We start from the raw sequence: 25,211 nt of genomic DNA on the forward strand, positions 1-25,211 counted from the left end.
TGAACAGGAGGGACAGCTGATAGAAACAGAAGCCACTGGCGCACCTCAAAAACACCATCATACACTAAATCAGTAAGTTGGCACCATTACCAGAAATGGTTATATACTAACTTCCAATATAGTGTCGTTATCTTCTGGTGTTTACGGGTATTTTAACGCTGTTGAAGATGCCTGTCGGAAAAATTTTCACATAACTAATTCATATCCATTGGTAAACATCTCAAACATTCGTTACTGTCACAAATGTATTGTTGAAGATATACACTCTAAAGGCATTGGTTATCTGCGTCATAGATGGTTGTTTGAATCTAAATGTGCAGTTCATAGTACCAGTTTATATGAGGTTTGTTTTGATAACTATTTGAATGCAGTGAAAGGACTTAGTGACTTAATTATAAGTGGAATAAATCCTCATGGTTATTGTTCCCTTGTGGTTGACGTTTCAAACCCTTTCAAAAATCCAGTGTATATATTACCATGTGCACGTAATAAAATTTTAAAATGGATTTTGGACAATAAAAATATGCTGATTTACTTTCTCTTTGATCTCTTCAAATGTAAGTCGCATTCAAGTTTATCTAAGGTTATCGAAGTCAAGATAATGCATGATAGATATATTTCTGCGGTGTTCAAGATGTTAAGTGAAGTTAATTTTTGTAATTTCAACTCATTTATTTCTGATATTTTTGAGGACGTAAGTTATGCCTCTATCGGACTTGATGATTATTCTGTTAATGTGCATTTTCTCAGGCTAAGGGCTGCAGATTGTAAATTTTGCCAGTTGAATGGTAAATATTTTTGCTCACTTTACAATGTAAAACTTCTTCGCTAATTTCACTTCATTTATAAAATACTAAGAAAGCTAGTTAGATAAGGTTTTATATTTTGACTGGGGCAGGAATAAATTATCACTCATAGAGTTTCCCTGGGGGTTACCACCTGTGTATGATGCCGGTTAGCAACAACGTCTAAAAGACCTGCGATCACGTGGGTCCCTCTCCAGCAAAGGGGCAAGGGGTGCTATATAACGGTGTACTGCTTACCCAATACGGCCTTGTATTTGAAAGATGCCGCATCTTGGCAGGATTCGTATTACAGCCTATAGTCTGTTAATGAGCATTACAGCCTATATGCTGTAAATCCCTGCGTTATGCTTGTTAACCCGTCGATACGGAAGGTCACTTATGAACACTCAATACGCTTTGAAGACTTTGAATCAGTTACGTCCTGTTTTAATCGGCTTTCGCAAAGCCAATGGACTGACGCAAAAAGATGTTTCTGAACGTTTGGGTATAACACAGCAAACTTATGCCCGACTAGAGGCCAACCCTGCAAGTGCGGGTTTTGAGCGTTTGTTTAGGGTGTTCAGCGTCCTTGGAGTGGAGATCGTACTTTCATCCAGGGAACCATTGTCAGATGCAAAGCCCGAATACGGAGCTATGCACAATTATTCTTCACTTCCAGCCAGGCGGGAGAAATGGTGACGCCTGGCGCTTCCCGGTCTAATTTTTCTTCAACAAGATTAACCCCTTAGCGGCCTGAAGTATCAGGTTGCGATAGAGCCTTTCATTTCTTCTGTTATGTTAAATACACCATTTTGAGCTATTTCGCTCGGCCTTAAATTATCTCTTCATTCTTCAGTGAAAATTTTATGTCGATCACATTATCGATGAATTTAGGAAATAATCCGTAAATGAAAATCTATCTTCTTTTAAATTCATCAGTGTCAGTAGCAAATATTACGCATAAAAGAATGGTTATTATTATCATTTAAATTATAAAGCTCATGAGTCAATTCCAAAAAATATAATAAGCATTGAAATCATTACCCGTGATTCTGGAGTTTTAACTTTGCCATGTAACCAACCACAAGTTAGTTTCCGGTGTTTTGAGGGGCAGTAAAGTTCTGAAAGCGCGACCAGATCATAATCCCGAAATGTCGTTAAGATATTCTGAATAACGGTTATCCCTGCTTGTTGGCAGGCATTTGAAAATATATTTTGTATTCAGGTTGCAGCAAAACGCTTTCTTACACACAGGACTTCATATGCGGCTCAGAAAATTAAAACTGAAAAACTTCAGAGGCTACAGAAACTCTACTGAAATCATTATTGATGAAAGCATGACGGGTATTGTCGGTCGTAATGACTTTGGGAAATCAACGCTTCTGGAAGCGCTGGCTATTTTTTTTGAAACAGAAGGAATGAAGGCTGACAAGAATGACATGAACTGTTTCAGCCTAAGAGAAGGGGACGGCCGTTTTGAAATAGCCTGTGAATTTGATGACCTGCCCGATTTTATCATGATCGACGACAGGGTGCAGACCACGCTCGCCTCAGAACATCTGCTGAATGAGGACGGCAATTTTGAAATCGTCAAAACGTTTAAAGCAACGACCTCAGGAAAACCGGAGCAGACCTGCATCCGCTGCATCCACCCGGATGAGGAGCCCCTGAGAAATTTACTGGGCATGAAAATTTCTGAGCTCAAGGCGGTGGGAAAAGAAGTTGAAAAAAATGTGGCGGATAAACGCACTGCATCGTTATGGCGTCAGGCCATCAGGGAAGCCGCAGCCCCCTATACCTGTTCGGAAATTATGCTGGATGTCGATAAAGAGTTCGGAACCGACACAAAATCATTATGGGGTAAGATCCTCGATTTGCTGCCCACGTATGCGATTTTCAAAGCCGACAGGGAAAGCAGCGACGGGGATTCCGAAGCTAAAAACCCCTTACAGCAGGCCGTAAAAGACGCTCAGGCTGCGCTGCAGGACAAAATTACAGCGCTGGAAAATGAGATTCAGGACAGCGTCCTGGATGTCGCACAGAGAACGCTGGATAAATTACGTGAAATGGCCCCCGAACTCGCCAGTGAACTGACTCCACGATTTAAGGAGAAACCCAAGTGGACCTTCAATTTCACCCTGGACGGGGAAAATGGCATCCCCATCAATAAGCGCGGCAGCGGGATAAGGAGGCTTATCCTGTTGAATTTTTTTCGGGCTGAGGCTGAAAAGAATGTCGCGGGGACGCCCAGAAATGTGATTTATGCCATAGAGGAGCCTGAAACGTCACAGCATCCGAACTATCAGATGATGCTGATGAAAGCGTTACTGACACTGGCAGGCCAGCCGCACCGTCAGATTATCGTCACCACCCATGTCCCGGCGCTGGCCGGATTAATCCCTGTCGAAGGCGTACGTTATGTTACCCGAAATGAGGCGGGTGAACCCGTAGTAAAAATGCCGGATGACGCAGTGCTGAAGGAAGCCACTGAAAGCCTGGGGGTGCTGCCAGAGACCGGTATGGAAAGGGCGCAGGGGATTGTTCTGGTAGAGGGAAAGTCGGATGTTACTTTCCTGAGGCATGCGGCCAGTTCATTAAAACAGTCAGGTGCGCTGCCAGCCTCTCTGGAGGACGTGAAAATAGTGCCAGTCCTCATAGGAGGGTGTGGTAGCGTCAAACACTGGGTTACATTGAATCTGGCCAAAGATCTGGGGCTTCCCTGGTGCGTATTTCTGGACTCCGATATTGGGGGAGACCCTGCACAGGTTCTGTCCATCCAGAAGCGTAAAAAAGAAGTAGAGGAGGCCGGTAAGGTATTTTTCGCTACGCGCAAACGTGAGATAGAAAACTATCTGTGCCCGGATCTTATCGAGGAAATTACTGGTGTAGCCGTCACGTTTACGGACACCTGTGACGCTAAAAAAATAATCGGCCGGGCTGTGGGAATGAAACCCGATAATGTACTAGATAAATTCTGGCCTCAGATGACATCAGAAAGAATCATCTCAAGATCAACCTATCATGACGGAACGCAGGAGAGAAGCGAGCTGGTTGAGATCCTGAGCGACATTGTATCCATGACGAGATAATGTATTAAATAAGCATCTCAGGTGCATATATTCCGGTCCTCAACAAAGGACCGGAGTACAGAGTAGTAAAAACCCGAAATTAATCGGGTTTGAATTATATAAAGATTAACCGACTCCCGCGCCCAGGAACGATGTAAAATCACGCTTGTCGTGACATTTCTACAATGTTTACTTTTGACTATCAAGCCATTTATTCATCTGCTCAATTTCACCTTTTTGAGCTTTAATGATGTCCTGCGCGAGCTTTCTCATTTTCGGATCTTTTCCGTATTTGAGCTCGGTCTCAGCCATTGCTATTGCCCCTTCATGGTGCGCTACCATGCCTTTCGCAAAAGCCTTGTCGGGATCGGACTCATTTACGGCAGCCATCATTTTGTCATGCATGTCTTTCATGCCAGCCATATATTCCTGTGACGAAGCCGAGGTAGACATATCAGTCATTTTCATTTCTGAATGTTCTGCTGAAATCGCTGGCAGGGATAACATTAATACTGCAAATAAAGTGTTTCTGGCTTTCATAAAAAATATCCTTTTAGCGTTGATGCCCGTTAACTGTAGCAGAATCTGATAAAAATGCCCCCTGTAGGGGGCAAAGATGTTGCCATATATCCGGTTACGGAAAAATCTATCAAGGAAATAAGGACAGCACAGATACTTCCCTCGCCGTCAGCCTGCACTGAGCATGCGACGATGCGCTTCGGCCATGGCCTGATGTGGGCCAGACTGACCGTTATTCATAAATTCATGGGCAACTGCAGCTCTTTCATGCTCATTCATTGCCGCTAATGACTTCGACGGCCCGGTAGGGGAAACGGTCTGACTTCCCATCATCCTCTGATGACTTTCCACCATTTTCTGGTGCGCATCCGCCGACCCGTTCGTCATGGTTTCATGAGCAATAATGGCCTGTTCATGCTGGTCCATACCGGCCATACGAGGTGCAGTCCCCTGGATCCCGACAGGAGCCGCAGCAGACTGCATCTGGTGAGCAGGTGCCTGTGCATTGTTGACCCGCTCATGGATATTCACGGTTTCAGTGGCCCAGGCCGAAGAAATTAAGCCAAAGCCCAGCAAGGATGCTAATACGATATTTTTCATGATAACTCTCCATTTCTTAATTAGTGATGTCCGGGGGAGTACAACCGGTGTTTTCAGTTCCATAACTGAAACAGGTTCGGAAGTGTTTATTTCTCCGGGAGGGGACTGGATATTCATTTCCTGGCGTCCACTGACGCCGGATATTGATAAAGCAATCCAGCCTTCCTGATAAGTTGCACTAATTATATCGAATGGCTTCTGTTTGCTGCATGACAGGCTAATGACATCTTTGTCATTTAAATCTTTATTCCCAGCACTGGGTGTCCGGAATCATTTTCTCCAGTCTGGGCACGGATAAGATAAAACGCGTTGAGTGTACGTCCGATTCCACCTGCACTCTTCCGTGATGTGCTTCCACGATTGACTTCACAATCGCAAGGCCGATGCCGCTGCCTTCTCCTTTTCGTTGTCTGGACGGATCCACCCGATAAAAACGGTCAAACAACCTTGATAAATGCTCTTCAGGGATTGGTTTCCCCGGATTTTCAATCACAAGGTCAAAAAAGCTCTCCTGCTCTCTTATTGAGACGGTGATTGCCTGTCCCTCTGGGGTATAACGCAGGGCGTTGGATAACAGATTATTGATCGCTCTTCTGAACATTTGTGGATCTCCCTCAACCAGGCAGGGCATCCCGTTAAATTTGAGCATAATATTGCGTTCTTCGGCCCAGGCTTCGAAAAACTCGAAGACTTTCATGACTTCTGCTCTGAGGTCAAACCGAACCCTGTCAGGTATCAGCTGATTATTGTCCGCCTGTGCCAGGAACAGCATGTCGCTGACCATTTTGGTCATCCGGTTATACTCTTCAAGGCTGGAATAGAGGACATCCTCAAGTTCCTTCTGCGTTCGATCCTGACTCAGAGCGATTTCAGTCTGCGTCACCAGATTGGTGATGGGTGTTCTGATCTCGTGCGCGATATCGGCAGAGAAATTGGCCTGGCGGGTAAAAACATCCTCAATCTTTCCAATCATATGATTGAACGAGATAACCAGCTGCTCCAGCTCAATGGGAACGCGTGTCGGTTCCAGCCGCGCATCAAGATTCTCGGAGGTGATGTTTTTAATGGCATTGCTGACATTACGAAGGGGCAGGTGCCCCTGACGGACAGCAATGCGAATGATCAGAACAATCAGCAGGCTTATCACGACGGCAATCGCAATCAGATTTTTTTTCAGCGCATCGAGGTAATGGAGATGGAAATTAATGGAGAGGCCAGTCAGCATGACATAGTTCTGCTGTTTGCCCTGAAATGTCGCCTGGCCAGAGGAGGCGATAATCCGGTACGTTTCCATCTTCATTCCGGACCCGGTATCCATCGCTCTCGCAGTATCCTCCACCGTCCAGAGAAAGACATCCCGTGCGCGGCTGTGCTCGCTAAAATCGGCTGAATTCACGGCCGGGCGTAGTGCTGCCCCCTGCGCAGAGCTGTACAGCACCTCACCCCGGGGATTGAGGAGCAAAAGGGCAACGTTGCGGTAGCTGGCGATCGATTCCTTTATTTTGCTTACTTTTTTTTCATCCGGATCTGCCGGGGACTGGAGTATACGGCTCAGTGTGGTGCTGATTTGTTGCAGATCGCTGACATCCTGCTCGGCAAAATGCTTTTCAACAGAATGCAGCATAAACCAGGTGAAGGCGATAAACGCCAGTATTGTGGACAGGCTGATAAAAAAGGTCAGCCGCAGAGCGAGTGAGAAAGGTCGTCTGGACGGTTTGCTATGCATCCGGGATCTCCAGCATGTAGCCCACGCCCCGCACTGTCTGGATCAGTTTTGTCCCGTAATCGTTGTCTATTTTAGCGCGGAGTCGCTTTACTGCGACATCAATCGCGTTAGTGTCGCTGTCAAAATTCATGTCCCAGACCTGAGAGGCAATCAGGGAGCGGGGAAGAACTTCTCCCTGATGGCGAATGAAGAATTCCAGCAGGCTGAACTCTTTACTGGTGAGCACAATGCGGTTCCCGGCGCGGCTGACTTTTCTGGATACGAGATCAACCGAGAGGTCAGCCACTTTAAGCTGGCTTTCCGTGATCATCGTGTTTCCCCGCCTGAGGAGGGTTCTTACCCGGGCGAGCAGTTCAGCAAACGCAAAGGGCTTCACCAGATAATCGTCCGCACCCAGCTCAAGTCCTTTGACCCTGTGTTCAATCGTGCCAAGGGCCGTCAGCAGTAATACCGGCATCCCCTTTCCGGCACTGCGCAGCATACGGATGATATCCCAGCCGTTTACATCAGGCAGCATGATATCCAGGATGGCTAAATCATACTCGGCTGTCATGGCAAGATGATATCCGGTCAGACCATTATCAGCGTGATCCACGACGAACCCCGCCTCTGTCAGCCCCTTGCTGAGATATTCACCTGTTTTAATTTCGTCTTCAACGATTAATATTTTCATCATGCTCCCCGGCTGGCTGCTAATGTCATTTTATTGCGCCCACGATCGTTATCAACGGATTACAGCAAAAATGACAACATTGTCATTATCCTGTCACCCGGCAAACAGAGAGCGTTCGGTAAAGTATCCCTATCAATACTCTGGACTTCGTTTGAACCATTTACCAGGTCTGCCTGTACGAGAAGCGTTATGTTCAAATTAAAATTACTCAGCATCAGTACCATATTCATCCTGGCTGGTTGTGTTTCTCTGGCACCTGAATATCAGCGTCCGCCAGCTCCGGTTCCCCAGCAGTTTTCATTGTCTAAAAACAGTCTGACGCCTCCGGTAAACAGCTATCAGGATACGGGCTGGCGAAACTTTTTTGTCGATCCCCAGGTCAGCAGGCTGATCGGTGAAGCCCTGAATAATAACCGTGATTTGAGAATGGCTGCCCTGAAGGTTGAAGAGGCCCGGGCCCAGTTCAACGTCACGGATGCAGATCGTTATCCCCAACTGAATGCCTCATCCGGGATCACATACAACGGTGGTCTGAAAGGTGACAAGCCGACCACACAGGAGTACGACGCGGGTCTGGAGCTCAGCTATGAGCTCGATTTTTTTGGCAAACTTAAGAACATGAGTGAGGCTGATCGCCAGAACTACTTTGCCAGCGAAGAAGCCCGTCGTGCCGTACACATCCTGCTGGTCTCCAACGTTTCACAGAGCTATTTCAGCCAGCAACTGGCGTACGAACAACTCCGTATTGCGCGGGAAACGCTGAAAAATTATCAACAGTCTTATGCATTCGTTGAGCAACAACTGGTGACCGGGAGTACGAACGTTCTGGCGCTTGAACAAGCCAGGGGGCAAATCGAAAGTACCCGCGCCGAAATAGCCAAACGAGAAGGCGATCTGGCTCAGGCAAACAATGCCCTGCAACTGGTGCTGGGAACGTACCGCGCAGTTCCGTCAGAAAAAGGGATTAAAGGTGGGGAGATCGCACCAGTAAAATTGCCACCAAATCTGTCGTCACAAATATTGCTGCAGCGTCCGGATATTATGGAAGCGGAATACCAGTTGAAAGCGGCTGATGCCAATATTGGCGCAGCGCGAGCGGCTTTTTTCCCGTCCATTACCCTGACCAGTGGTCTCTCCTCAAGCAGTACGGAGCTGTCCAGCCTCTTTACGTCAGGAAGTGGAATGTGGAATTTTATTCCTAAAATTGAAATTCCTATATTTAATGCTGGCAGGAACAAAGCCAATCTGAAGCTGGCTGAAATTCGCCAGCAACAGTCCGTGGTTAATTACGAACAAAAAATTCAGTCAGCCTTTAAGGATGTTTCCGACACGCTTGCGCTGCGCGACAGCCTTAGCCAGCAACTTGAGTCACAGCAGCGTTATCTTGATTCACTTCAGATAACTCTACAGCGTGCCAGAGGATTGTATGCAAGTGGTGCTGTCAGTTACATCGAAGTGCTGGATGCAGAACGTTCCCTCTTCGCGACGCAGCAAACCATTCTCGATCTTACCTATTCCCGACAGGTTAACGAAATTAATCTGTTTACCGCGCTGGGTGGCGGTTGGGTAGAGTAAATTTATTCAATTAATCAGGAAATTAAAATGCGTAATTCACTTAAAGCCGTTTTATTTGGTGCCTTCTCTGTCATGTTTTCTGCCGGTCTTCATGCTGAAACACATCAGCATGGCGATATGAATGCTGCCAGTGATGCTTCGGTACAGCAGGTTATCAAGGGCACCGGTATCGTTAAAGACATTGATATGAATAGTAAAAAGATTACCATTTCGCACGAAGCAATCCCGGCGGTGGGCTGGCCTGCAATGACCATGCGCTTCACTTTTGTTAATGCAGACGACGCTATCAATGCCCTGAAAACCGGCAACCATGTCGATTTCTCGTTTATTCAGCAGGGCAATATCTCCTTACTCAAAAGCATTAACGTTACGCAATCCTGATTAACAGTCCGGAGCGAATACATCCAGTGCGCCTGAACATTCATTATGGGATTACTGTGAATGAATAATCGTGCGCATATGCCAGGTGTTTTGATTTTTCAGCGAGAAATTGTATGGCTTCTTTAAAGATAAAATATGCTGCAATAATTATCAGCAGCCTCATAGCAGGGGGGCTGATATCGGTTACTGCCTGGCAGTATTTAAACTCATCACAAAAAACAGTACCAGCAGAACAAAAGGCACCGGAGAAAAAGGTACTTTTCTGGTATGACCCTATGAAACCGGATACCAAATTTGATAAACCCGGAAAATCGCCTTTTATGGATATGGACCTTGTGCCGAAATATGCTGATGAAAGTGGCGATAAAAGCAGTGGCGGGATCCGTATCGATCCAACTCAGGTTCAGAATCTGGGATTAAAAACGCAAAAAGTCACGCGAGGAATGCTGAATTATTCTCAGACAATCCCGGCTAATGTCAGTTACAACGAATATCAGTTTGTCATTGTGCAGGCGCGTTCTGACGGTTTCGTCGAAAAAGTGTATCCCCTGACGATTGGCGATCATGTGAAGAAAGGCACTCCGCTTATCGATATCACCATTCCTGAATGGGTTGAGGCACAAAGTGAGTTTCTGCTGTTATCCGGTACAGGCGGTACGCCAACCCAGATAAAAGGGGTTCTGGAGCGACTTCGTCTGGCTGGTATGCCGGAAGAGGATATTCAAAGGCTGCGTTCAACCCGCACAATCCAGACCCGTTTTACCATTAAAGCACCTATTGATGGTGTCATTACTGCATTTGACCTGCGCACCGGCATGAATATTTCCAAAGATAAGGTGGTGGCTCAGATTCAGGGGATGGACCCGGTCTGGATCAGCGCTGCAGTGCCAGAATCTATCGCCTATCTGCTGAAAGATACGTCGCAGTTTGAAATTTCGGTACCGGCTTATCCGGATAAAACATTCCATGTCGAAAAATGGAACATTCTTCCCAGCGTGGATCAGACAACCCGCACGCTTCAGGTCCGCCTCCAGGTTACTAACAAGGATGAGTTTCTCAAGCCGGGCATGAATGCCTATCTCAAACTGAATACCCAAAGTCAGGAGATGCTGCTGATACCAAGCCAGGCCGTTATCGATACCGGCAAAGAACAGCGCGTGATTACTGTTGATGATGAAGGCAAGTTTGTGCCGAAACAGATCCACGTTCTGCATGAATCACAGCAACAGTCCGGCATTGGCTCCGGTCTTAATGAAGGCGATACCGTGGTGGTCAGTGGCCTGTTCCTCATTGACTCCGAAGCCAATATTACGGGCGCGCTGGAACGTATGCGCCACCCTGAAAAAACAGAAAACAGTATGCCAGCAATGTCTGAGCAGCCTGTAAATATGCATTCAGGGCACTGAGGAGACGACGATGATTGAATGGATTATCCGGCGCTCTGTCGCCAACCGTTTCCTGGTCATGATGGGCGCACTGTTTCTCAGCATCTGGGGCACATGGACGATAATTAACACGCCGGTCGATGCGCTGCCTGACCTGTCAGATGTGCAGGTCATTATTAAAACCAGCTATCCCGGACAGGCTCCGCAGATTGTAGAAAACCAGGTCACCTATCCGCTTACCACCACCATGCTGTCCGTACCTGGCGCAAAAACCGTGCGTGGCTTTTCACAGTTCGGTGATTCGTATGTGTATGTCATTTTTGAAGACGGGACCGATCTGTACTGGGCCCGTTCGCGCGTGCTGGAATACCTGAATCAGGTTCAGGGCAAACTGCCTGCGGGTGTGAGCTCTGAAATCGGTCCGGACGCCACGGGAGTGGGCTGGATATTTGAATATGCCCTGGTCGATCGCAGCGGAAAACACGACCTTTCAGAACTGCGTTCTTTGCAGGACTGGTTTCTGAAATTTGAACTGAAGACCATCCCGAACGTGGCTGAGGTAGCCTCGGTTGGTGGCGTGGTGAAGCAGTACCAGATTCAGGTCAATCCGGTAAAACTGTCCCAGTATGGGATCAGCCTGCCCGAAGTGAAACAGGCTCTTGAATCGTCTAACCAGGAGGCCGGTGGTTCATCCGTTGAAATGGCCGAAGCGGAGTATATGGTCCGTGCCAGCGGTTATCTTCAGAGCATTGATGATTTTAATAACATCGTCCTGAAAACAGGTGAGAACGGCGTGCCGGTTTATCTGCGGGATGTTGCCCGCGTGCAGACCGGGCCCGAAATGAGGCGTGGTATTGCCGAGCTGAACGGCCAGGGAGAAGTCGCTGGCGGCGTGGTGATCCTGCGGTCGGGTAAAAATGCGCGCGACGTTATCACGGCAGTGAGGGATAAACTGGAGACGCTGAAGGCCAGCCTGCCGGAAGGCGTTGAAATCGTGACCACCTACGATCGCAGCCAGTTAATCGACCGGGCGATTGATAACCTCAGTTCCAAACTTCTGGAAGAGTTTATCGTGGTGGCCATCGTCTGTGCTCTGTTCCTGTGGCACGTACGTTCTGCCCTGGTGGCGATTATCTCTCTGCCGCTTGGCCTGTGTATCGCCTTTATCGTCATGCACTTCCAGGGACTGAACGCCAATATCATGTCGCTGGGAGGGATAGCGATTGCCGTCGGTGCGATGGTGGATGCCGCCATTGTGATGATTGAAAATGCGCACAAACGGCTTGAGGAGTGGGATCATCAGCATCCGGGTGAGCAGATTGACAACGCCACCCGCTGGAAGGTGATTACCGACGCCTCCGTGGAAGTGGGACCCGCGTTGTTCATTAGCCTGCTGATCATCACCCTGTCCTTTATTCCTATCTTTACCCTGGAAGGGCAGGAAGGTCGTCTGTTTGGCCCGCTGGCATTCACGAAAACGTACTCCATGGCGGGAGCGGCCGCACTGGCCATCATCGTCATTCCTATTCTGATGGGATTCTGGATCCGGGGGAAAATTCCTGCAGAGACCAGTAACCCCCTGAACCGGGTGCTGATCAAAGCGTATCATCCTTTGCTGCTGCGGGTCCTCCACTGGCCAAAAACAACCCTGCTGGTTGCGGCCTTGTCCATTTTCACGGTTATCTGGCCACTGAGTCAGGTGGGCGGTGAATTTCTGCCGAAGATTAACGAGGGCGATCTGCTGTATATGCCGTCGACCTTGCCTGGCGTCTCTCCGGCAGAAGCTGCAGCGCTCCTGCAGACAACAGACAAGTTAATCAAAAGCGTTCCTGAAGTGGCTTCTGTATTTGGCAAGACCGGTAAAGCAGAGACCGCAACGGATTCCGCGCCGCTCGAAATGGTGGAAACCACGATCCAGCTCAAACCTGAGGATCAGTGGCGTCCCGGCATGACAATTGACAAGATTATTGATGAACTCGACAGGACAGTCCGTTTACCGGGTCTGGCAAACCTCTGGGTGCCGCCTATCCGTAACCGTATTGATATGCTCTCAACCGGGATCAAAAGCCCGATAGGTATCAAAGTGTCCGGGACTGTTCTGTCCGATATCGACGCGACGGCGCAGAGTATCGAGGCGGTAGCCAAAACCGTGCCTGGCGTGGTGTCTGTCCTGGCTGAGCGACTTGAGGGCGGGCGCTACATCGATATCGATATCAACCGGGAGAAAGCCTCCCGCTACGGGATGACGGTAGGTGATGTCCAGCTGTTCGTCTCTTCAGCAATCGGAGGTGCTATGGTGGGTGAGACAGTTGAAGGGGTGGCCCGGTACCCTATTAACATTCGCTACCCGCAGGATTACCGGAACAGTCCGCAGGCGCTGAAACAGATGCCGATCCTGACCCCGATGAAGCAGCAGATCACGCTGGACGATGTCGCGGATATTAACGTCGTTTCTGGACCAACCATGCTGAAAACCGAAAATGCCCGGCCAGCCAGCTGGATTTATGTTGATGCCCGCGGCAGGGACATGGTGTCGGTGGTTAACGACATTAAGACGGCCATCAGCGAGAAAGTGAAACTGAGACCGGGAACCAGTGTGGCATTCTCCGGACAGTTTGAACTGCTTGAGCATGCCAACAAGAAACTGAAGCTGATGGTGCCGATGACGGTGATGATCATTTTCATCCTGTTGTATCTGGCATTCCGCCGGGTTGACGAAGCCCTGCTGATCCTGATGAGCCTGCCGTTCGCCCTGGTTGGCGGAATATGGTTCCTGTACTGGCAGGGCTTCCATATGTCAGTGGCGACCGGAACCGGGTTTATCGCCCTGGCCGGGGTGGCAGCAGAGTTTGGCGTGGTCATGCTGATGTATCTGCGTCATGCCATTGAAGTGCACCCGGAATTGTCCCGTAAAGAGACGTTCACACCGGAAGGTCTTGATGAAGCCCTTTATCATGGTGCCGTGCTGCGTGTCCGGCCGAAAGCCATGACCGTGGCGGTGATCATCGCGGGTCTGCTGCCGATACTCTGGGGAACCGGCGCAGGTTCAGAAGTCATGAGCCGTATTGCGGCCCCCATGATTGGCGGGATGATCACAGCTCCGCTGCTGTCCCTGTTCATTATTCCTGCCGCCTATAAACTCATCTGGCTGCGCAGACATAAAAAGAGCGTGTCATAACCCTGAAAGGACACCCCTGCGGGTGTCCTTTTGCATAAATTCACCCTGACGTCAGGGTTTACATCGATAACATACAGAGGTGAGTATGAAAAAAATAATTTTAATGGCCCTGGCTTTTGGCCTTTCACTTCCGGCAATGGCAGGTGAAAAAGTAATAGACATGTACAAGTCTGAAAACTGTGGTTGCTGTTCCCTGTGGGGCAAGGCGATGGAAAAGGACGGGTTTGAGGTACGGACCCACGTCATGAATGATCAGGCTCTGTCAGCCCTGAAAGAAAAATATGCTGTTCCTGCTGAGCTGAGAAGCTGTCATACCGCAGTTACTGGTAATTTGATCATTGAAGGTCATGTGCCTGCCACAACGATACATAAGGCAATGCAGTCTGGTTCAGGGATTTATGGCCTTGCCACCCCCGGTATGCCTGCGGGAAGCCCGGGAATGGAGATGGGGGCCCGTAAAGAGGCTTACGATGTTATCGCATTCTCTCCGGAGGGCAGTAAAAAGATCTTCCAGCGAATCGAATAGTCAGCGGAACGGCTGATAACGGGACGTCGGCAGCAGGCACTCCTGTGCCGGCGACATTCGTGGTAATCGCATCCATGACATACCCTGAAGACAGAAAATGCTTCAGGCATGCATAAGGAGAGTTATTGTGAAAAATGACAATGTAGTGCAACACAACAACCAGACTGCTTCTGAACAGACATTATCCCCGGACGAGAGCCACGTATTGCATAAGGTGAGAGATCCCGTGTGCGGGATGGCATTCCTGCCCGACAAGGCGCACAGCAGCATTCGATACCAGGACCATCAGCTTTATTTCTGCTCTGCCAGCTGTGAGAGTAAATTTACAGCCCATCCCGACCGTTATCTTACCGAAGATGCCAGTGAACATTCCCACCACCACCACCACGATCACCACGAAGTCAGCCCAGACCAGATAAAACAGCCTCACCATCAGGCGGAGAAAGATATTTCTGAAGGTGTGTGGACATGTCCGATGCACCCGGAGATACGCCGCAGTGGTCCCGGAAGCTGTCCTGTCTGTGGAATGGCACTGGAACCGCTCGTAGCCACGGCATCGACGGGGCCGAGTGATGAACTTCGCGACATGACAAGACGCTTCTGGCTGGGGTTGTTGCTGGCGTTTCCGGTTCTGATACTCGAAATGGGATCTCATCTGTTTCCCGCCTTGAGGAATACAGTACCGCCACAATACAACACATGGCTGCAACTGCTTCTGGCCTCTCCAGTCGTGTTGTACTGCGGCTGGCCATTCTTCGCCCGGGCCGGAATGTCGTTGCGTAACCGCTCCCTGAATATGTTTACCCTTGTTGCAATGGGGACCGGCGTAGCCTGGGTTTACAGCGTCATTGCAACCGTCTTCCCCTCCTGGTTTCCTGCATCGTTCAGAAACATGGATGGCCTGGTGGCCGTTTATTTTGAAGCCGCAGCAGTAATTACGGTGCTTGTTCTGCTGGGACAGGTTCTTGAACTGCGGGCACGGGAACAAACCTCAGGTGCCATTACTGCGCTTCTGAACCTTGCCCCCAAAACAGCCAGGCGGCTGGATCATGACGGTCATGAAACGGATATTAATGCAGAAGATGTCCTGCCTGGCGATAAGCTCCGCATCAGACCTGGAGAGAGTATTCCGGTCGACGGTATCGTGGTCGAAGGCAAAACAACTGTTGATGAATCGATGGTGACCGGGGAGTCTATGCCGGTTACCAAAAAAGAGGGTGAACCTGTCATTGGGGGGACGATTAATCAGACAGGTAGTCTTATCATCCGAGCAGAGAAAGTCGGTGATGAAACGATGCTCTCACGAATTGTTCAGATGGTCGCTGATGCACAGCGTTCGCGAGCCCCCATCCAGAGAATGGCTGACAGCGTTTCAGGCTGGTTTGTTCCTCTGGTGATACTTATCGCGGTTGTTGCTTTCGTGATCTGGTCTGTCTGGGGGCCCGAGCCCAGGATGGCGCACGGTCTGATTGCGGCTGTGTCGGTCCTGATTATTGCCTGTCCCTGCGCGCTGGGGCTGGCCACGCCGATGTCGATAATGGTGGGGGTGGGCAAAGGAGCCCAGGCCGGGGTGTTAATCAAAAATGCCGAAGCCCTTGAGCGTCTTGAAAAAGTGGACACGCTGGTTGTCGACAAAACAGGCACGCTCACGGAAGGTTCGCCTACGGTGACAGGAATTATCAGTCTCAGTCCGGGTGGGGAAGCCTCTCTTTTGCGTGTAACGGCCGCAGTGGAAAAAGGCTCGCAGCATCCGCTGGGTATGGCAGTCGTCAGAGCAGCACAGGAAAAGGGGATCGCAATACCCGCAGTCACTCATTTCGATGCGCCGTCGGGTAAAGGTGTCACAGGCGATGTCGAAGGTCAACGGATTGTTATTGGTAATGAACTGGTTATGCAGGAAAACAGTATCGTTGTTGATAATCAAAAGGCCGTTGCGGATACGTTGCGGATGGAAGGCGCTACCGTTATCTATGTGGCCACGGACGGGGACCTTGCAGGCCTGATAGCTATTTCGGATCCCGTGAAAGCAACCACGCCGGATGCACTTAAAGCGTTGCGTCAGGCGGGGATCCGCATCGTTATGCTCACCGGGGATAACCAGCTTACCGCTGAAGCAGTCGCACGGAAACTGGGAATAGATGAGGTTGAAGCCGGGATTCTGCCGGATGGCAAAAAAGCAGTGATAACCCGACTGAAAGCGTCTGGCCATGTGGTTGCGATGGCCGGAGACGGTGTGAATGATGCCCCGGCGCTGGCAGCGGCTGACGTGGGAATAGCCATGGGAACGGGTACAGATGTGGCAATTGAAAGTGCCGGAGTCACCCTTCTCAAAGGCGACCTGATGATACTGAACAGGGCCCGTCATCTGTCAGAGATCACCATGAAAAATATCCGACAGAATCTGTTTTTTGCATTTATCTACAACGCACTTGGTGTGCCGGTGGCTGCAGGCCTGCTTTATCCTGTGTATGGAATACTGCTGTCGCCAGTTATTGCGGCGGCGGCCATGGCTCTTTCTTCCGTCAGCGTCATTGTGAATGCGTTGCGTCTGAAAAGTGTCAGGCTCGGGAAATAACACTGAGTGAAGGGTCTGTTATGAACAGAAGGAGTCCAGTATGAAAAGTACCACCTATGCGCTTATTGCTGTCGCCGCGATCGCGGCATTTGCCCTCCTGCGAGAACACTGGTCACATGTGGCAGGTTACTGGCCATATCTGTTATTGCTGGTCTGCCCGCTAATGCATCTTTTCCACGGCCACGGAGGGCATGGGGATCACCAACATCACGGAAGTGAAAACAATAAAAAAAATTAATCCGGCAAACGGGGCCGCGTCGCGGTCCCGTTATCAGTCCAGGTATCGTTCGTAGTCTCTGGCATGCGCAAAGGCATGCTGTTCGAGTTTGTTATCAGCGGGTGCCGATGCCCGGAACGCCAGTGAATTAACAGGATTGTTATTGATGACCAGCTCGTAATGTAAATGAGGACCGGATGAACGTCCGCTGTTACCGGATAACGCAATAGCACCTCCCCGGGTAACTCTGGCCCCTTTAGTAACGAGTATTTTATTGAGGTGGAGATAGCGAGTTTTAACACCGGCTTTTCCCGTTACTTCAACAAAATATCCCATGGTACTGTTGTATTCGGCCCGGGTGATTTTTCCGTCGATGACGCTGACTATTTTCGTGTTCATGGGCATGGAATAATCAATGCCATTATGGGGACTCACTTTTCCCGATACCGGGTTAAGTCTTGCAGGATTGAAAGGTGAACTGAGTCTTGCTGTGGCTGGTAACGGATAATCGAGACTGCCTTTCCCGGAAGTATCGGAAAGATTATAGAACTTTTTGTCTGATATACGATACGCCGTGTAATTAAATGAGCCGGACGTAAATTTATAAGCCACTACACGTGATTTTCCCGCTTTCTTTTGCAGTACGAGTTTTAATGATTCATTTTTTTTCAAATGCCGAAGATTAAAGCGGGAAGGCAAAGAGCGCTGAAGGATAGCGATCTCGTTCGATTCCAGCCCCGAGCGGGTGGCTGAAAGGTAAGCATTTTCTTTTACGACATCGGTAGAATACATTTACTGGAATTCGCCGTTAGCATGAACACTGCGGCGTATGCTAGGGGTTTTCAGGAGGCGTGTCATCTGCCAGTTAATCGGGAGCACCGTTGATGGTCGTCATTTTTGTAACATATCTTGTTTCCCGTTTGCTCCTGAAGATCTGGGAACTGTATGACCAGCCTGACGGTGATGATTAACGGGACTGAAACAGGTTACGGCAGAGCAATATGGGGCTCATGTCCTGCTACGTAACCCGTCAGTAAAGCCCTGCTAAGCACTAACCCGCCTGCAGTTACCTGGAGGAATACAGGCCGCGAAGCTTTCTTGCCTGTGTCTGATGAGCTTCCGCACCGGCATTATTGACCTGCTCATGCACGAGGGCGGCTTTCTCTCCGGCATTCAGTTCGTTAAAAGAAGAAGAGGAGGTCTTTGAATTTGCACCACTGTCGGACAGCATTTTTTTATGTTCCTCAATCATTTTCTGATGTGCATAGGACGCGCTGTTGTTCATAAATGAATGAGCAACAATGGCCCTTTCATGTTCATTCATTTCAGAGAATGAGGGCGTGTTGTTTTTATTAACCCTGTCCGGTAAGTTTTCATGCGTCGAGGAATTCACATGACTGACGGCTGAGGCATTATTAACAAATCGATGTGCTTCATGGGCAATATCACTGGACTGAGCAAAAGCTGCCCCACAAAATAAAGCTGTAAACGCAGTGGCCGTGATTAATATATTCATGTGTAATTACCTTCTGAGGTACATAAAAGATGTCCTTATGATCATATATAAAAATAATCAACCTGTGGGGAAGATGACGTAAATGTAATACAGCTATGTACATTACACGATTGTAATGAATTTGTTTCTTAAGGTGTGCTAGATTCATTTCATTGTAAGTGGATGAACCAGTAATTTAATTTAAATCGGTTCTCGAATTCTGTCAGTAACCATACTTTAAATAAGGGAATGCGCATGCTGTTGAAAACGTCTCGACGAACTTTCCTGAAGGGGTTAACCCTCTCTGGCGTAGCCGGAAGTCTTGGCGTATGGAGTTTCAATGCGCGTTCCAGTCTGAGCCTGCCAGTTGCCGCATCCCTGCAGGGTACTCAGTTTGACCTGACCATTGGTGAAACGGCCGTCAATATCACGGGCAGTGAGCGTCAGGCCAAAACAATCAATGGAGGCCTGCCGGGGCCCGTTCTTCGCTGGAAAGAAGGTGACACCATTACCCTGAAGGTCAAAAACCGTCTTAATGAACAGACGTCCATTCACTGGCACGGCATTATTCTTCCGGCCAATATGGATGGTGTTCCGGGGCTGAGTTTTATGGGCATAGAGCCTGATGATACCTACGTTTACACCTTTAAGGTTAAGCAGAACGGGACTTACTGGTACCACAGCCATTCCGGTCTGCAGGAACAGGAGGGGGTATACGGTGCCATTATCATCGATGCCAGGGAGCCAGAACCGTTTGCTTACGATCGTGAGCATGTGGTCATGTTGTCTGACTGGACCGATGAAAATCCTCACAGCCTGCTGAAAAAATTAAAAAAACAGTCGGATTACTACAATTTCAATAAACCAACCGTTGGCTCTTTTTTCCGCGACGTGAATACCAGGGGGCTGTCAGCCACCATTGCCGATCGGAAAATGTGGGCTGAAATGAAAATGAATCCGACTGACCTCGCGGATGTCAGTGGCTACACCTACACCTATCTCATGAACGGGCAGGCCCCGCTGAAAAACTGGACCGGACTGTTCCGTCCCGGTGAAAAGATACGCTTACGGTTTATCAACGGCTCGGCAATGACCTATTTCGATATCCGTATCCCCGGGCTGAAAATGACGGTCGTGGCTGCAGATGGCCAGTATGTAAACCCGGTTACCGTTGACGAATTCAGGATTGCCGTTGCCGAAACCTATGATGTCATTGTGGAGCCTCAGGGTGAGGCCTATACCATCTTCGCACAATCCATGGACAGGACCGGTTACGCTCGAGGGACACTGGCCACGAGAGAGGGGTTAAGTGCTGCCGTTCCCCCCCTCGATCCCCGTCCTCTGTTGACCATGGAAGATATGGGTATGGGGGGAATGGGACATGATATGGCAGGAATGGACCACAGCCAGATGGGAGGCATGGATAACAGCGGAGAGATGATGTCTATGGACGGTGCTGACCTTCCGGATAGCGGGACATCCTCCGCGCCCATGGATCACAGCAGCATGGCCGGTATGGATCATTCCCGGATGGCCGGAATGCCGGGTATGCAAAGTCATCCTGCGTCAGAAACGGATAACCCACTGGTTGATATGCAGGCGATGAGCGTCTCTCCGAAATTAAATGATCCGGGTATTGGTCTTCGAAATAACGGAAGAAAGGTTCTCACGTACGCGGATTTGAAAAGCCGCTTTGAGGATCCTGACGGACGTGAACCTGGCCGTACCATAGAACTGCATTTAACCGGCCACATGGAAAAGTTTGCCTGGTCATTTAACGGAATCAAGTTTTCAGATGCCGCACCGGTGCTGCTGAAATACGGTGAGCGGCTCAGGATCACGCTGATCAACGATACCATGATGACTCACCCCATTCACCTGCATGGTATGTGGAGCGATCTGGAAGATGAAAACGGTAATTTCATGGTTCGTAAACACACAATAGATGTTCCCCCTGGTACAAAACGCAGTTACAGAGTGACAGCAGATGCGCTTGGCCGCTGGGCGTATCACTGCCATTTGCTCTATCACATGGAAATGGGAATGTTTCGTGAAGTCCGGGTGGAGGAATGATGCGAATGAAGAGAAATTTGAAGGCCATACCTGTTCTGGTCGCCGGTTTGTTTACCTCACAGCTTTCTATTGCGGCGGGCTCCGTCTCTGCAGATCCCCACGCCGGGCACGACATGTCTGCCATGCAGATGCCAGCAGATGAGAATTTCACTGAGATGACGTCAATGGAGCCCATTGTAACTGAGAGCAGAACGCCAATTCCGCCTGTTACCGATGCCGACCGGAAGGCTGCATTCGGCAATTTACAGGGGCATGCGATTCACGACAGTGCGATTAATTATCTGGTTCTGCTGGATCAACTGGAATGGCAACGGTCGGATAACACCAACAATTTCAGCTGGAGTGTTAACAGCTGGATTGGAGGCGACACAGATCGGATTTGGCTAAAGAGTGAAGGTGAACGAAGCAATGGGGAAACGGAGGCGGCTGAAGCGCAGTTACTCTGGGGACATGCGGTTGGCCCATGGTGGGATTTGGTTGCGGGTGTCAGGCAGGATTTCAGACCTGCTTCTGCCCGGACCTGGGCTGCTGTCGGTTTTCAGGGGCTGGCACTCTATAATTTTGAGTCTGAAATTACGGGTTTTGTCAGTAATGGCGGAAAAGCAGCCCTTCGTCTGGGAGGAGAATACGACGTTTTACTGACTAACCGGCTCATACTCCAGCCATCCTATGAGGTGAATTTCTACAGTCAGGATGATGAATCGCGGGGTCGCGGCAGGGGACTGACTGACACAGAGCTGGGGCTCCGGCTGCGCTATGAAATACGCCGTGAGTTTGCACCCTATATAGGCGTTTCCTGGAATCAACTTTACGGGAAAACATCCGATATGGCGAAAAGAGAAGGTGAGAAAGACCATCAGGTAGTATTCCTGGCGGGAGCCAGAATCTGGTTTTAACGCACTGATATAAAACACTCAACTAAACAGGTAAATAAAATGTCGATTTTAAATAAAGCCATTCTTACAGGTGGCCTCGTTATGGGCGTTGCTTTCTCTGCTATGGCCCATCCGGAATTAAAAAACTCTGTGCCACAGGCTGATTCAGCCGTAGCGGCCCCGGAAAAGATTCAGCTTAATTTCTCGGAAAATCTGACCGTGAAATTCTCAGGTGCAAAATTAACGATGACGGGTATGAAAGGCATGTCATCACATTCTCCGATGCCGGTCGCGGCAAAAGTGGCGCCAGGCGCTGACCCTAAATCGATGGTCATTATTCCGCGAGAGCCTTTACCCGCTGGCACTTATCGTGTTGACTGGCGCGCGGTTTCTTCAGATACGCACCCTATTACCGGTAATTACACCTTTACAGTGAAGTAATATTATGAACGACCTGATTATGATTGTTATTCGTTTTCTTCTTTATCTGGATTTGATGGTAATATTTGGATTGCCATTTTTTCAGATATATGGAATAAGCGGTGTCAGACATGAAACCTATAACCTGACTAATTTCAGGTCGTTTATAACCTTTGCTGTTGTTACAGGCATCATTCTTACTGGCATTAATATGCTCCTGGTATCTAATGCCATGAGTGGAGTAACTGACCTCAGAGAATTATCCATCCATGTTATCGAGATGGTGATAGAAGAAACTGATGTGGGTATTAGCTGGATTGTCAGGCTCTGTGCCCTGTTTACCACACTCGGTGCTTTGTTCCTTTACACTAATAAGAGAGTATTGTCCTGCCTGCTGATGACGATGAGTGGGGGCGTGGCGCTGGCTACACTTGCCTGGGGAGGACACGCCGTTATGCATGACGGTCTGCATTACTATCTCCATTTACTGAGCGATCTGACCCATCTCGGCGCTGCAGGTGCCTGGACAGGTGCTCTGGTTGCATTTGCTATCCTGCTGATGCGCAGAAACGAGCATAATGCACAGAGCGTCATTGTGATATCTGACTCCCTGGCAAAATTTGCCACGGCAGGAACGGTGATTGTTGTAGCCCTGATCCTGAGTGCGCTGGTCAACTATCTGTATATTGCTGAGGGTAACTTAACTCCCTTATTCAACAGTTCCTGGGGGAGGATATTGCTTGCCAAGACGGCTCTGTTTGTTCTGATGCTTCTTCTGGCTGCAGCAAACCGGTTTCACCTGGGTCCCCGGCTTGAAGTTATGGTCAGGGAAGGGAATTATGATCGCAGCGTTGCCCTGATGCGAAACAGCATCCTGACAGAATTCGTTGTTGCGATTATCATTCTGGGCGCCGTAGCGTGGCTCGGAATGCTTGCTCCGTCTCAGGTCAGCTAGGGGACAGCCAAAGCTCATGCGTGAGATTTTTACTTTCATATCAGCGAGTTGACCATGCAGCGTATTTTAATCGTTGAAGACGAACAAAAAACAGGTCGTTACCTGCAGCAGGGACTGGTTGAGGAAGGCTATCAGGCCGATCTCTTTAATAATGGCCGCGATGGTCTCGGGGCCGCGTCGAAGGGACAGTATGATTTGATAATACTGGACGTGATGCTGCCTTTCCTCGACGGGTGGCAAATCATCAGCGCACTGAGGGAGTCTGGGCACGAAGAACCGGTCCTGTTTTTAACCGCAAAGGACAACGTGCGGGACAAAGTGAAAGGACTGGAGCTTGGCGCAGATGACTACCTGATTAAGCCCTTTGATTTTACGGAGCTGGTTGCACGTGTAAGAACCCTACTGCGCCGGGCACGCTCGCAGGCCGCAACAGTCTGCACCATCGCCGATATGACCGTTGATATGGTGCGCCGGACCGTGATCCGTTCGGGGAAGAAGATCCATCTCACCAGTAAAGAATACGTTCTGCTTGAGTTGCTGCTGCAACGCACCGGAGAAGTGTTACCCAGGAGTCTTATCTCGTCCCTGGTCTGGAACATGAATTTTGACAGTGATACGAATGTGATTGATGTCGCCGTGAGACGTCTGAGAAGTAAAATTGATGATGACTTTGAGCCAAAACTGATCCATACCGTTCGCGGTGCCGGATATGTCCTGGAGATCAGAGAAGAGTGAGGTTCAAAATTTCCCTGACCACACGCCTGAGCCTGATTTTTTCTGCGGTGATGCTTACGGTATGGTGGTTATCAAGTTTTATCCTGATTAGCACCCTTAATGGCTATTTCGATAATCAGGACCGCGATTTTCTGACAGGTAAACTTCAGCTCACCGAAGAGTTTCTTAAAACAGAGACGTTCAGGAACAAAACGGATATTAAGTCATTATCAGAAAAAATAAACGATGCGATGGTGGGGCACAATGGCTTATTCATTTCTATAAAAAACATGGAAAATGAAAAAATTGTTGAACTCTATGCCAAAAATTCTGTTGTTCCAGCGGTCCTGCTTAATAAGTCGGGTGATATTCTCGACTATATGATCCAGACGGAAGAAAATAACACCGTGTACCGCAGTATCTCGCGGCGGGTTGCCGTGACGCCGGAACAGGGTAAAAGCAAACATGTCATCATTACGGTTGCCACGGATACTGGGTATCACACCCTGTTTATGGACAAACTCAGTACCTGGCTGTTCTGGTTCAATATCGGTCTGGTCTTTATTTCTGTTTTTCTGGGCTGGCTGACCACACGTATTGGTCTGAAACCGCTACGGGAAATGACCAGTCTGGCTTCCTCCATGACCGTACACAGCCTGGATCAGCGTCTAAATCCCGATCTGGCTCCGCCGGAAATCTCTGAGACCATGCAGGAGTTCAATAATATGTTTGATCGCCTGGAGGGGGCATTCCGGAAACTGTCAGATTTCTCGTCTGACATCGCGCATGAGCTGCGCACACCAGTCAGTAATCTGATGATGCAGACGCAGTTTGCACTGGCTAAGGAAAGGGATGTTTCGCATTACCGCGAAATTTTATTCGCTAACCTGGAAGAACTGAAAAGGTTGTCACGAATGACCAGTGACATGCTTTTTCTGGCACGTTCAGAGCATGGTCTGCTGCGGCTGGATAAACATGATGTGGATCTGGCAGCCGAACTGAATGAATTACGTGAGTTGTTCGAGCCCCTGGCAGACGAAACAGGAAAGACAATCACGGTTGAAGGAGAGGGCGTTGTTGCCGGAGACAGCGATATGCTCCGACGTGCTTTCAGTAACCTGCTTTCCAATGCAATCAAGTATTCTCCCGATAACACCTGTACAGCGATACACCTTGAGCGTGACAGTGACTGTGTGAACGTGATGATTACGAATACGATGTCCGGCCAGGTTCCCGCTAATCTGGAACGTTTGTTTGACCGGTTCTATCGCGCAGACTCATCAAGGTTCTACAACACGGAAGGCGCGGGGCTGGGATTATCAATTACAAGGTCGATCATTCATGCTCACGGCGGCGAGCTGTCAGCAGAACAGCAGGGGCGTGAAATTGTGTTCAAAGTGCGCCTGTTAATGGATTAATCCCGTTGTTCAGGAGAAACCTGGAAGGTGACAAAATTGTCATCATTCAGTCA

The 25,211-nt window shown here is 49.1% G+C and carries 22 protein-coding genes; 16 read left to right on the plus strand and 6 right to left on the minus strand.

Annotation, left to right across the window (positions count from 1 at the left end):
- The first annotated feature begins 85 nt into the window (after window positions 1–85).
- The 3 genes from ACOTXF_RS09260 to ACOTXF_RS09270 all read left to right on the plus strand — a co-directional run bounded on the left by ACOTXF_RS09260 (window position 86) and on the right by ACOTXF_RS09270 (window position 3,874).
- Window positions 86–832 carry a hypothetical protein gene (locus ACOTXF_RS09260; RefSeq protein ID WP_234115198.1) on the plus strand — a complete coding sequence of 249 codons (747 nt, stop codon included), beginning with the start codon at window positions 86–88 and terminating at the stop codon, window positions 830–832.
- A gap of 352 nt (window positions 833–1,184) precedes the next feature.
- Window positions 1,185–1,484: a helix-turn-helix domain-containing protein gene (locus ACOTXF_RS09265; RefSeq protein ID WP_001097216.1), complete on the plus strand. Its 300-nt coding sequence runs from the start codon at window positions 1,185–1,187 to the stop codon at window positions 1,482–1,484.
- Window positions 1,485–2,047: 563 nt separating this feature from the next.
- Window positions 2,048–3,874: an AAA family ATPase gene (locus tag ACOTXF_RS09270; protein WP_001239421.1), complete on the plus strand. Its 1,827-nt coding sequence runs from the start codon at window positions 2,048–2,050 to the stop codon at window positions 3,872–3,874.
- Between the two features lie 168 nt (window positions 3,875–4,042).
- Here the strand turns inward: ACOTXF_RS09270 and copM are convergent, their stop codons facing one another.
- From copM to silR, 4 genes are all read right to left on the minus strand, one after another.
- Window positions 4,043–4,393: a CopM family metallochaperone gene (gene copM / locus ACOTXF_RS09275; protein ID WP_000647571.1), complete on the minus strand. Its 351-nt coding sequence runs from the start codon at window positions 4,391–4,393 to the stop codon at window positions 4,043–4,045.
- Window positions 4,394–4,540: 147 nt separating this feature from the next.
- Window positions 4,541–4,972: a silver-binding protein SilE gene (gene silE, locus ACOTXF_RS09280; protein ID WP_000790485.1), complete on the minus strand. Its 432-nt coding sequence runs from the start codon at window positions 4,970–4,972 to the stop codon at window positions 4,541–4,543.
- 244 nt (window positions 4,973–5,216) lie between these two features.
- On the minus strand, window positions 5,217–6,698 hold the full coding sequence (gene silS / locus ACOTXF_RS09285) for a copper/silver sensor histidine kinase SilS (protein ID WP_000555733.1): 1,482 nt from the start codon (window positions 6,696–6,698) through the stop codon (window positions 5,217–5,219).
- On the minus strand, window positions 6,691–7,371 hold the full coding sequence (gene silR, locus ACOTXF_RS09290) for a copper/silver response regulator transcription factor SilR (RefSeq protein WP_000697966.1): 681 nt from the start codon (window positions 7,369–7,371) through the stop codon (window positions 6,691–6,693). The genes silS and silR overlap by 8 nt, the downstream gene beginning before the upstream one ends.
- 189 nt (window positions 7,372–7,560) lie before the next feature.
- On the opposite strand from silR, the gene silC reads away from it, so the two are divergent.
- The 7 genes from silC to ACOTXF_RS09325 all read left to right on the plus strand — a co-directional run bounded on the left by silC (window position 7,561) and on the right by ACOTXF_RS09325 (window position 17,229).
- Window positions 7,561–8,946 carry a Cu(+)/Ag(+) efflux RND transporter outer membrane channel SilC gene (gene silC / locus ACOTXF_RS09295; RefSeq protein WP_232926881.1) on the plus strand — a complete coding sequence of 462 codons (1,386 nt, stop codon included), beginning with the start codon at window positions 7,561–7,563 and terminating at the stop codon, window positions 8,944–8,946.
- Window positions 8,947–8,973: 27 nt separating this feature from the next.
- On the plus strand, window positions 8,974–9,327 hold the full coding sequence (locus tag ACOTXF_RS09300) for a Cu(+)/Ag(+) efflux RND transporter periplasmic metallochaperone SilF (RefSeq protein ID WP_001246152.1): 354 nt from the start codon (window positions 8,974–8,976) through the stop codon (window positions 9,325–9,327).
- 113 nt (window positions 9,328–9,440) lie between these two features.
- Window positions 9,441–10,733: a Cu(+)/Ag(+) efflux RND transporter periplasmic adaptor subunit SilB gene (gene silB, locus ACOTXF_RS09305; protein ID WP_001446341.1), complete on the plus strand. Its 1,293-nt coding sequence runs from the start codon at window positions 9,441–9,443 to the stop codon at window positions 10,731–10,733.
- A gap of 10 nt (window positions 10,734–10,743) precedes the next feature.
- A complete protein-coding gene (gene silA / locus ACOTXF_RS09310) occupies window positions 10,744–13,890 on the plus strand; it encodes a Cu(+)/Ag(+) efflux RND transporter permease subunit SilA (protein ID WP_000574027.1) in 3,147 nt (1,048 codons plus the stop codon).
- 85 nt (window positions 13,891–13,975) lie between these two features.
- Window positions 13,976–14,416 carry a DUF411 domain-containing protein gene (locus ACOTXF_RS09315; RefSeq protein WP_000720618.1) on the plus strand — a complete coding sequence of 147 codons (441 nt, stop codon included), beginning with the start codon at window positions 13,976–13,978 and terminating at the stop codon, window positions 14,414–14,416.
- 97 nt (window positions 14,417–14,513) lie between these two features.
- Window positions 14,514–16,991, plus strand: a complete 2,478-nt coding sequence (gene silP, locus ACOTXF_RS09320) for an Ag(+)-translocating P-type ATPase SilP (protein WP_131775143.1) — start codon at window positions 14,514–14,516, stop codon at window positions 16,989–16,991.
- A gap of 40 nt (window positions 16,992–17,031) precedes the next feature.
- Window positions 17,032–17,229, plus strand: coding sequence for a DUF2933 domain-containing protein (locus ACOTXF_RS09325; protein WP_000843496.1), 198 nt, complete (start codon window positions 17,032–17,034; stop codon window positions 17,227–17,229).
- Between the two features lie 33 nt (window positions 17,230–17,262).
- On the opposite strand, the gene ACOTXF_RS09330 is transcribed toward ACOTXF_RS09325, so the two are convergent.
- Window positions 17,263–18,000, minus strand: coding sequence for a peptidoglycan DD-metalloendopeptidase family protein (locus ACOTXF_RS09330; RefSeq protein ID WP_000287499.1), 738 nt, complete (start codon window positions 17,998–18,000; stop codon window positions 17,263–17,265).
- Window positions 18,001–18,274: 274 nt separating this feature from the next.
- On the minus strand, window positions 18,275–18,724 hold the full coding sequence (locus ACOTXF_RS09335; protein ID WP_001023231.1) for a hypothetical protein: 450 nt from the start codon (window positions 18,722–18,724) through the stop codon (window positions 18,275–18,277).
- A gap of 234 nt (window positions 18,725–18,958) precedes the next feature.
- Here ACOTXF_RS09335 and pcoA point away from each other — a divergent pair, with 234 nt between their 5' ends.
- The 6 genes from pcoA to pcoS are packed head-to-tail and all read left to right on the plus strand — an operon-like array spanning window position 18,959 to window position 25,158.
- Entirely contained in the window at window positions 18,959–20,776 is a 1,818-nt protein-coding gene (pcoA, locus tag ACOTXF_RS09340; RefSeq protein ID WP_000925242.1) for a multicopper oxidase PcoA, read from the plus strand.
- 5 nt (window positions 20,777–20,781) lie between these two features.
- A complete protein-coding gene (pcoB, locus tag ACOTXF_RS09345) occupies window positions 20,782–21,672 on the plus strand; it encodes a copper resistance outer membrane transporter PcoB (protein WP_001378118.1) in 891 nt (296 codons plus the stop codon).
- Window positions 21,673–21,711: 39 nt separating this feature from the next.
- Window positions 21,712–22,092, plus strand: coding sequence for a copper resistance system metallochaperone PcoC (gene pcoC, locus ACOTXF_RS09350; protein ID WP_032675606.1), 381 nt, complete (start codon window positions 21,712–21,714; stop codon window positions 22,090–22,092).
- Between the two features lie 55 nt (window positions 22,093–22,147).
- Entirely contained in the window at window positions 22,148–23,026 is an 879-nt protein-coding gene (gene pcoD, locus ACOTXF_RS09355; RefSeq protein WP_229692861.1) for a copper resistance inner membrane protein PcoD, read from the plus strand.
- Between the two features lie 54 nt (window positions 23,027–23,080).
- Window positions 23,081–23,761, plus strand: a complete 681-nt coding sequence (gene pcoR / locus ACOTXF_RS09360) for a copper response regulator transcription factor PcoR (RefSeq protein ID WP_001188932.1) — start codon at window positions 23,081–23,083, stop codon at window positions 23,759–23,761.
- Window positions 23,758–25,158 carry a copper resistance membrane spanning protein PcoS gene (gene pcoS, locus ACOTXF_RS09365; protein ID WP_001211180.1) on the plus strand — a complete coding sequence of 467 codons (1,401 nt, stop codon included), beginning with the start codon at window positions 23,758–23,760 and terminating at the stop codon, window positions 25,156–25,158. The genes pcoR and pcoS overlap by 4 nt, the downstream gene beginning before the upstream one ends.
- Window positions 25,159–25,211 lie beyond the last annotated feature (53 nt).

The sequence above is a fragment of the Enterobacter cloacae complex sp. IR53041 genome, assembly GCF_049238285.1.
Classification (GTDB): Bacteria; Pseudomonadota; Gammaproteobacteria; order Enterobacterales; family Enterobacteriaceae; genus Enterobacter; species Enterobacter roggenkampii.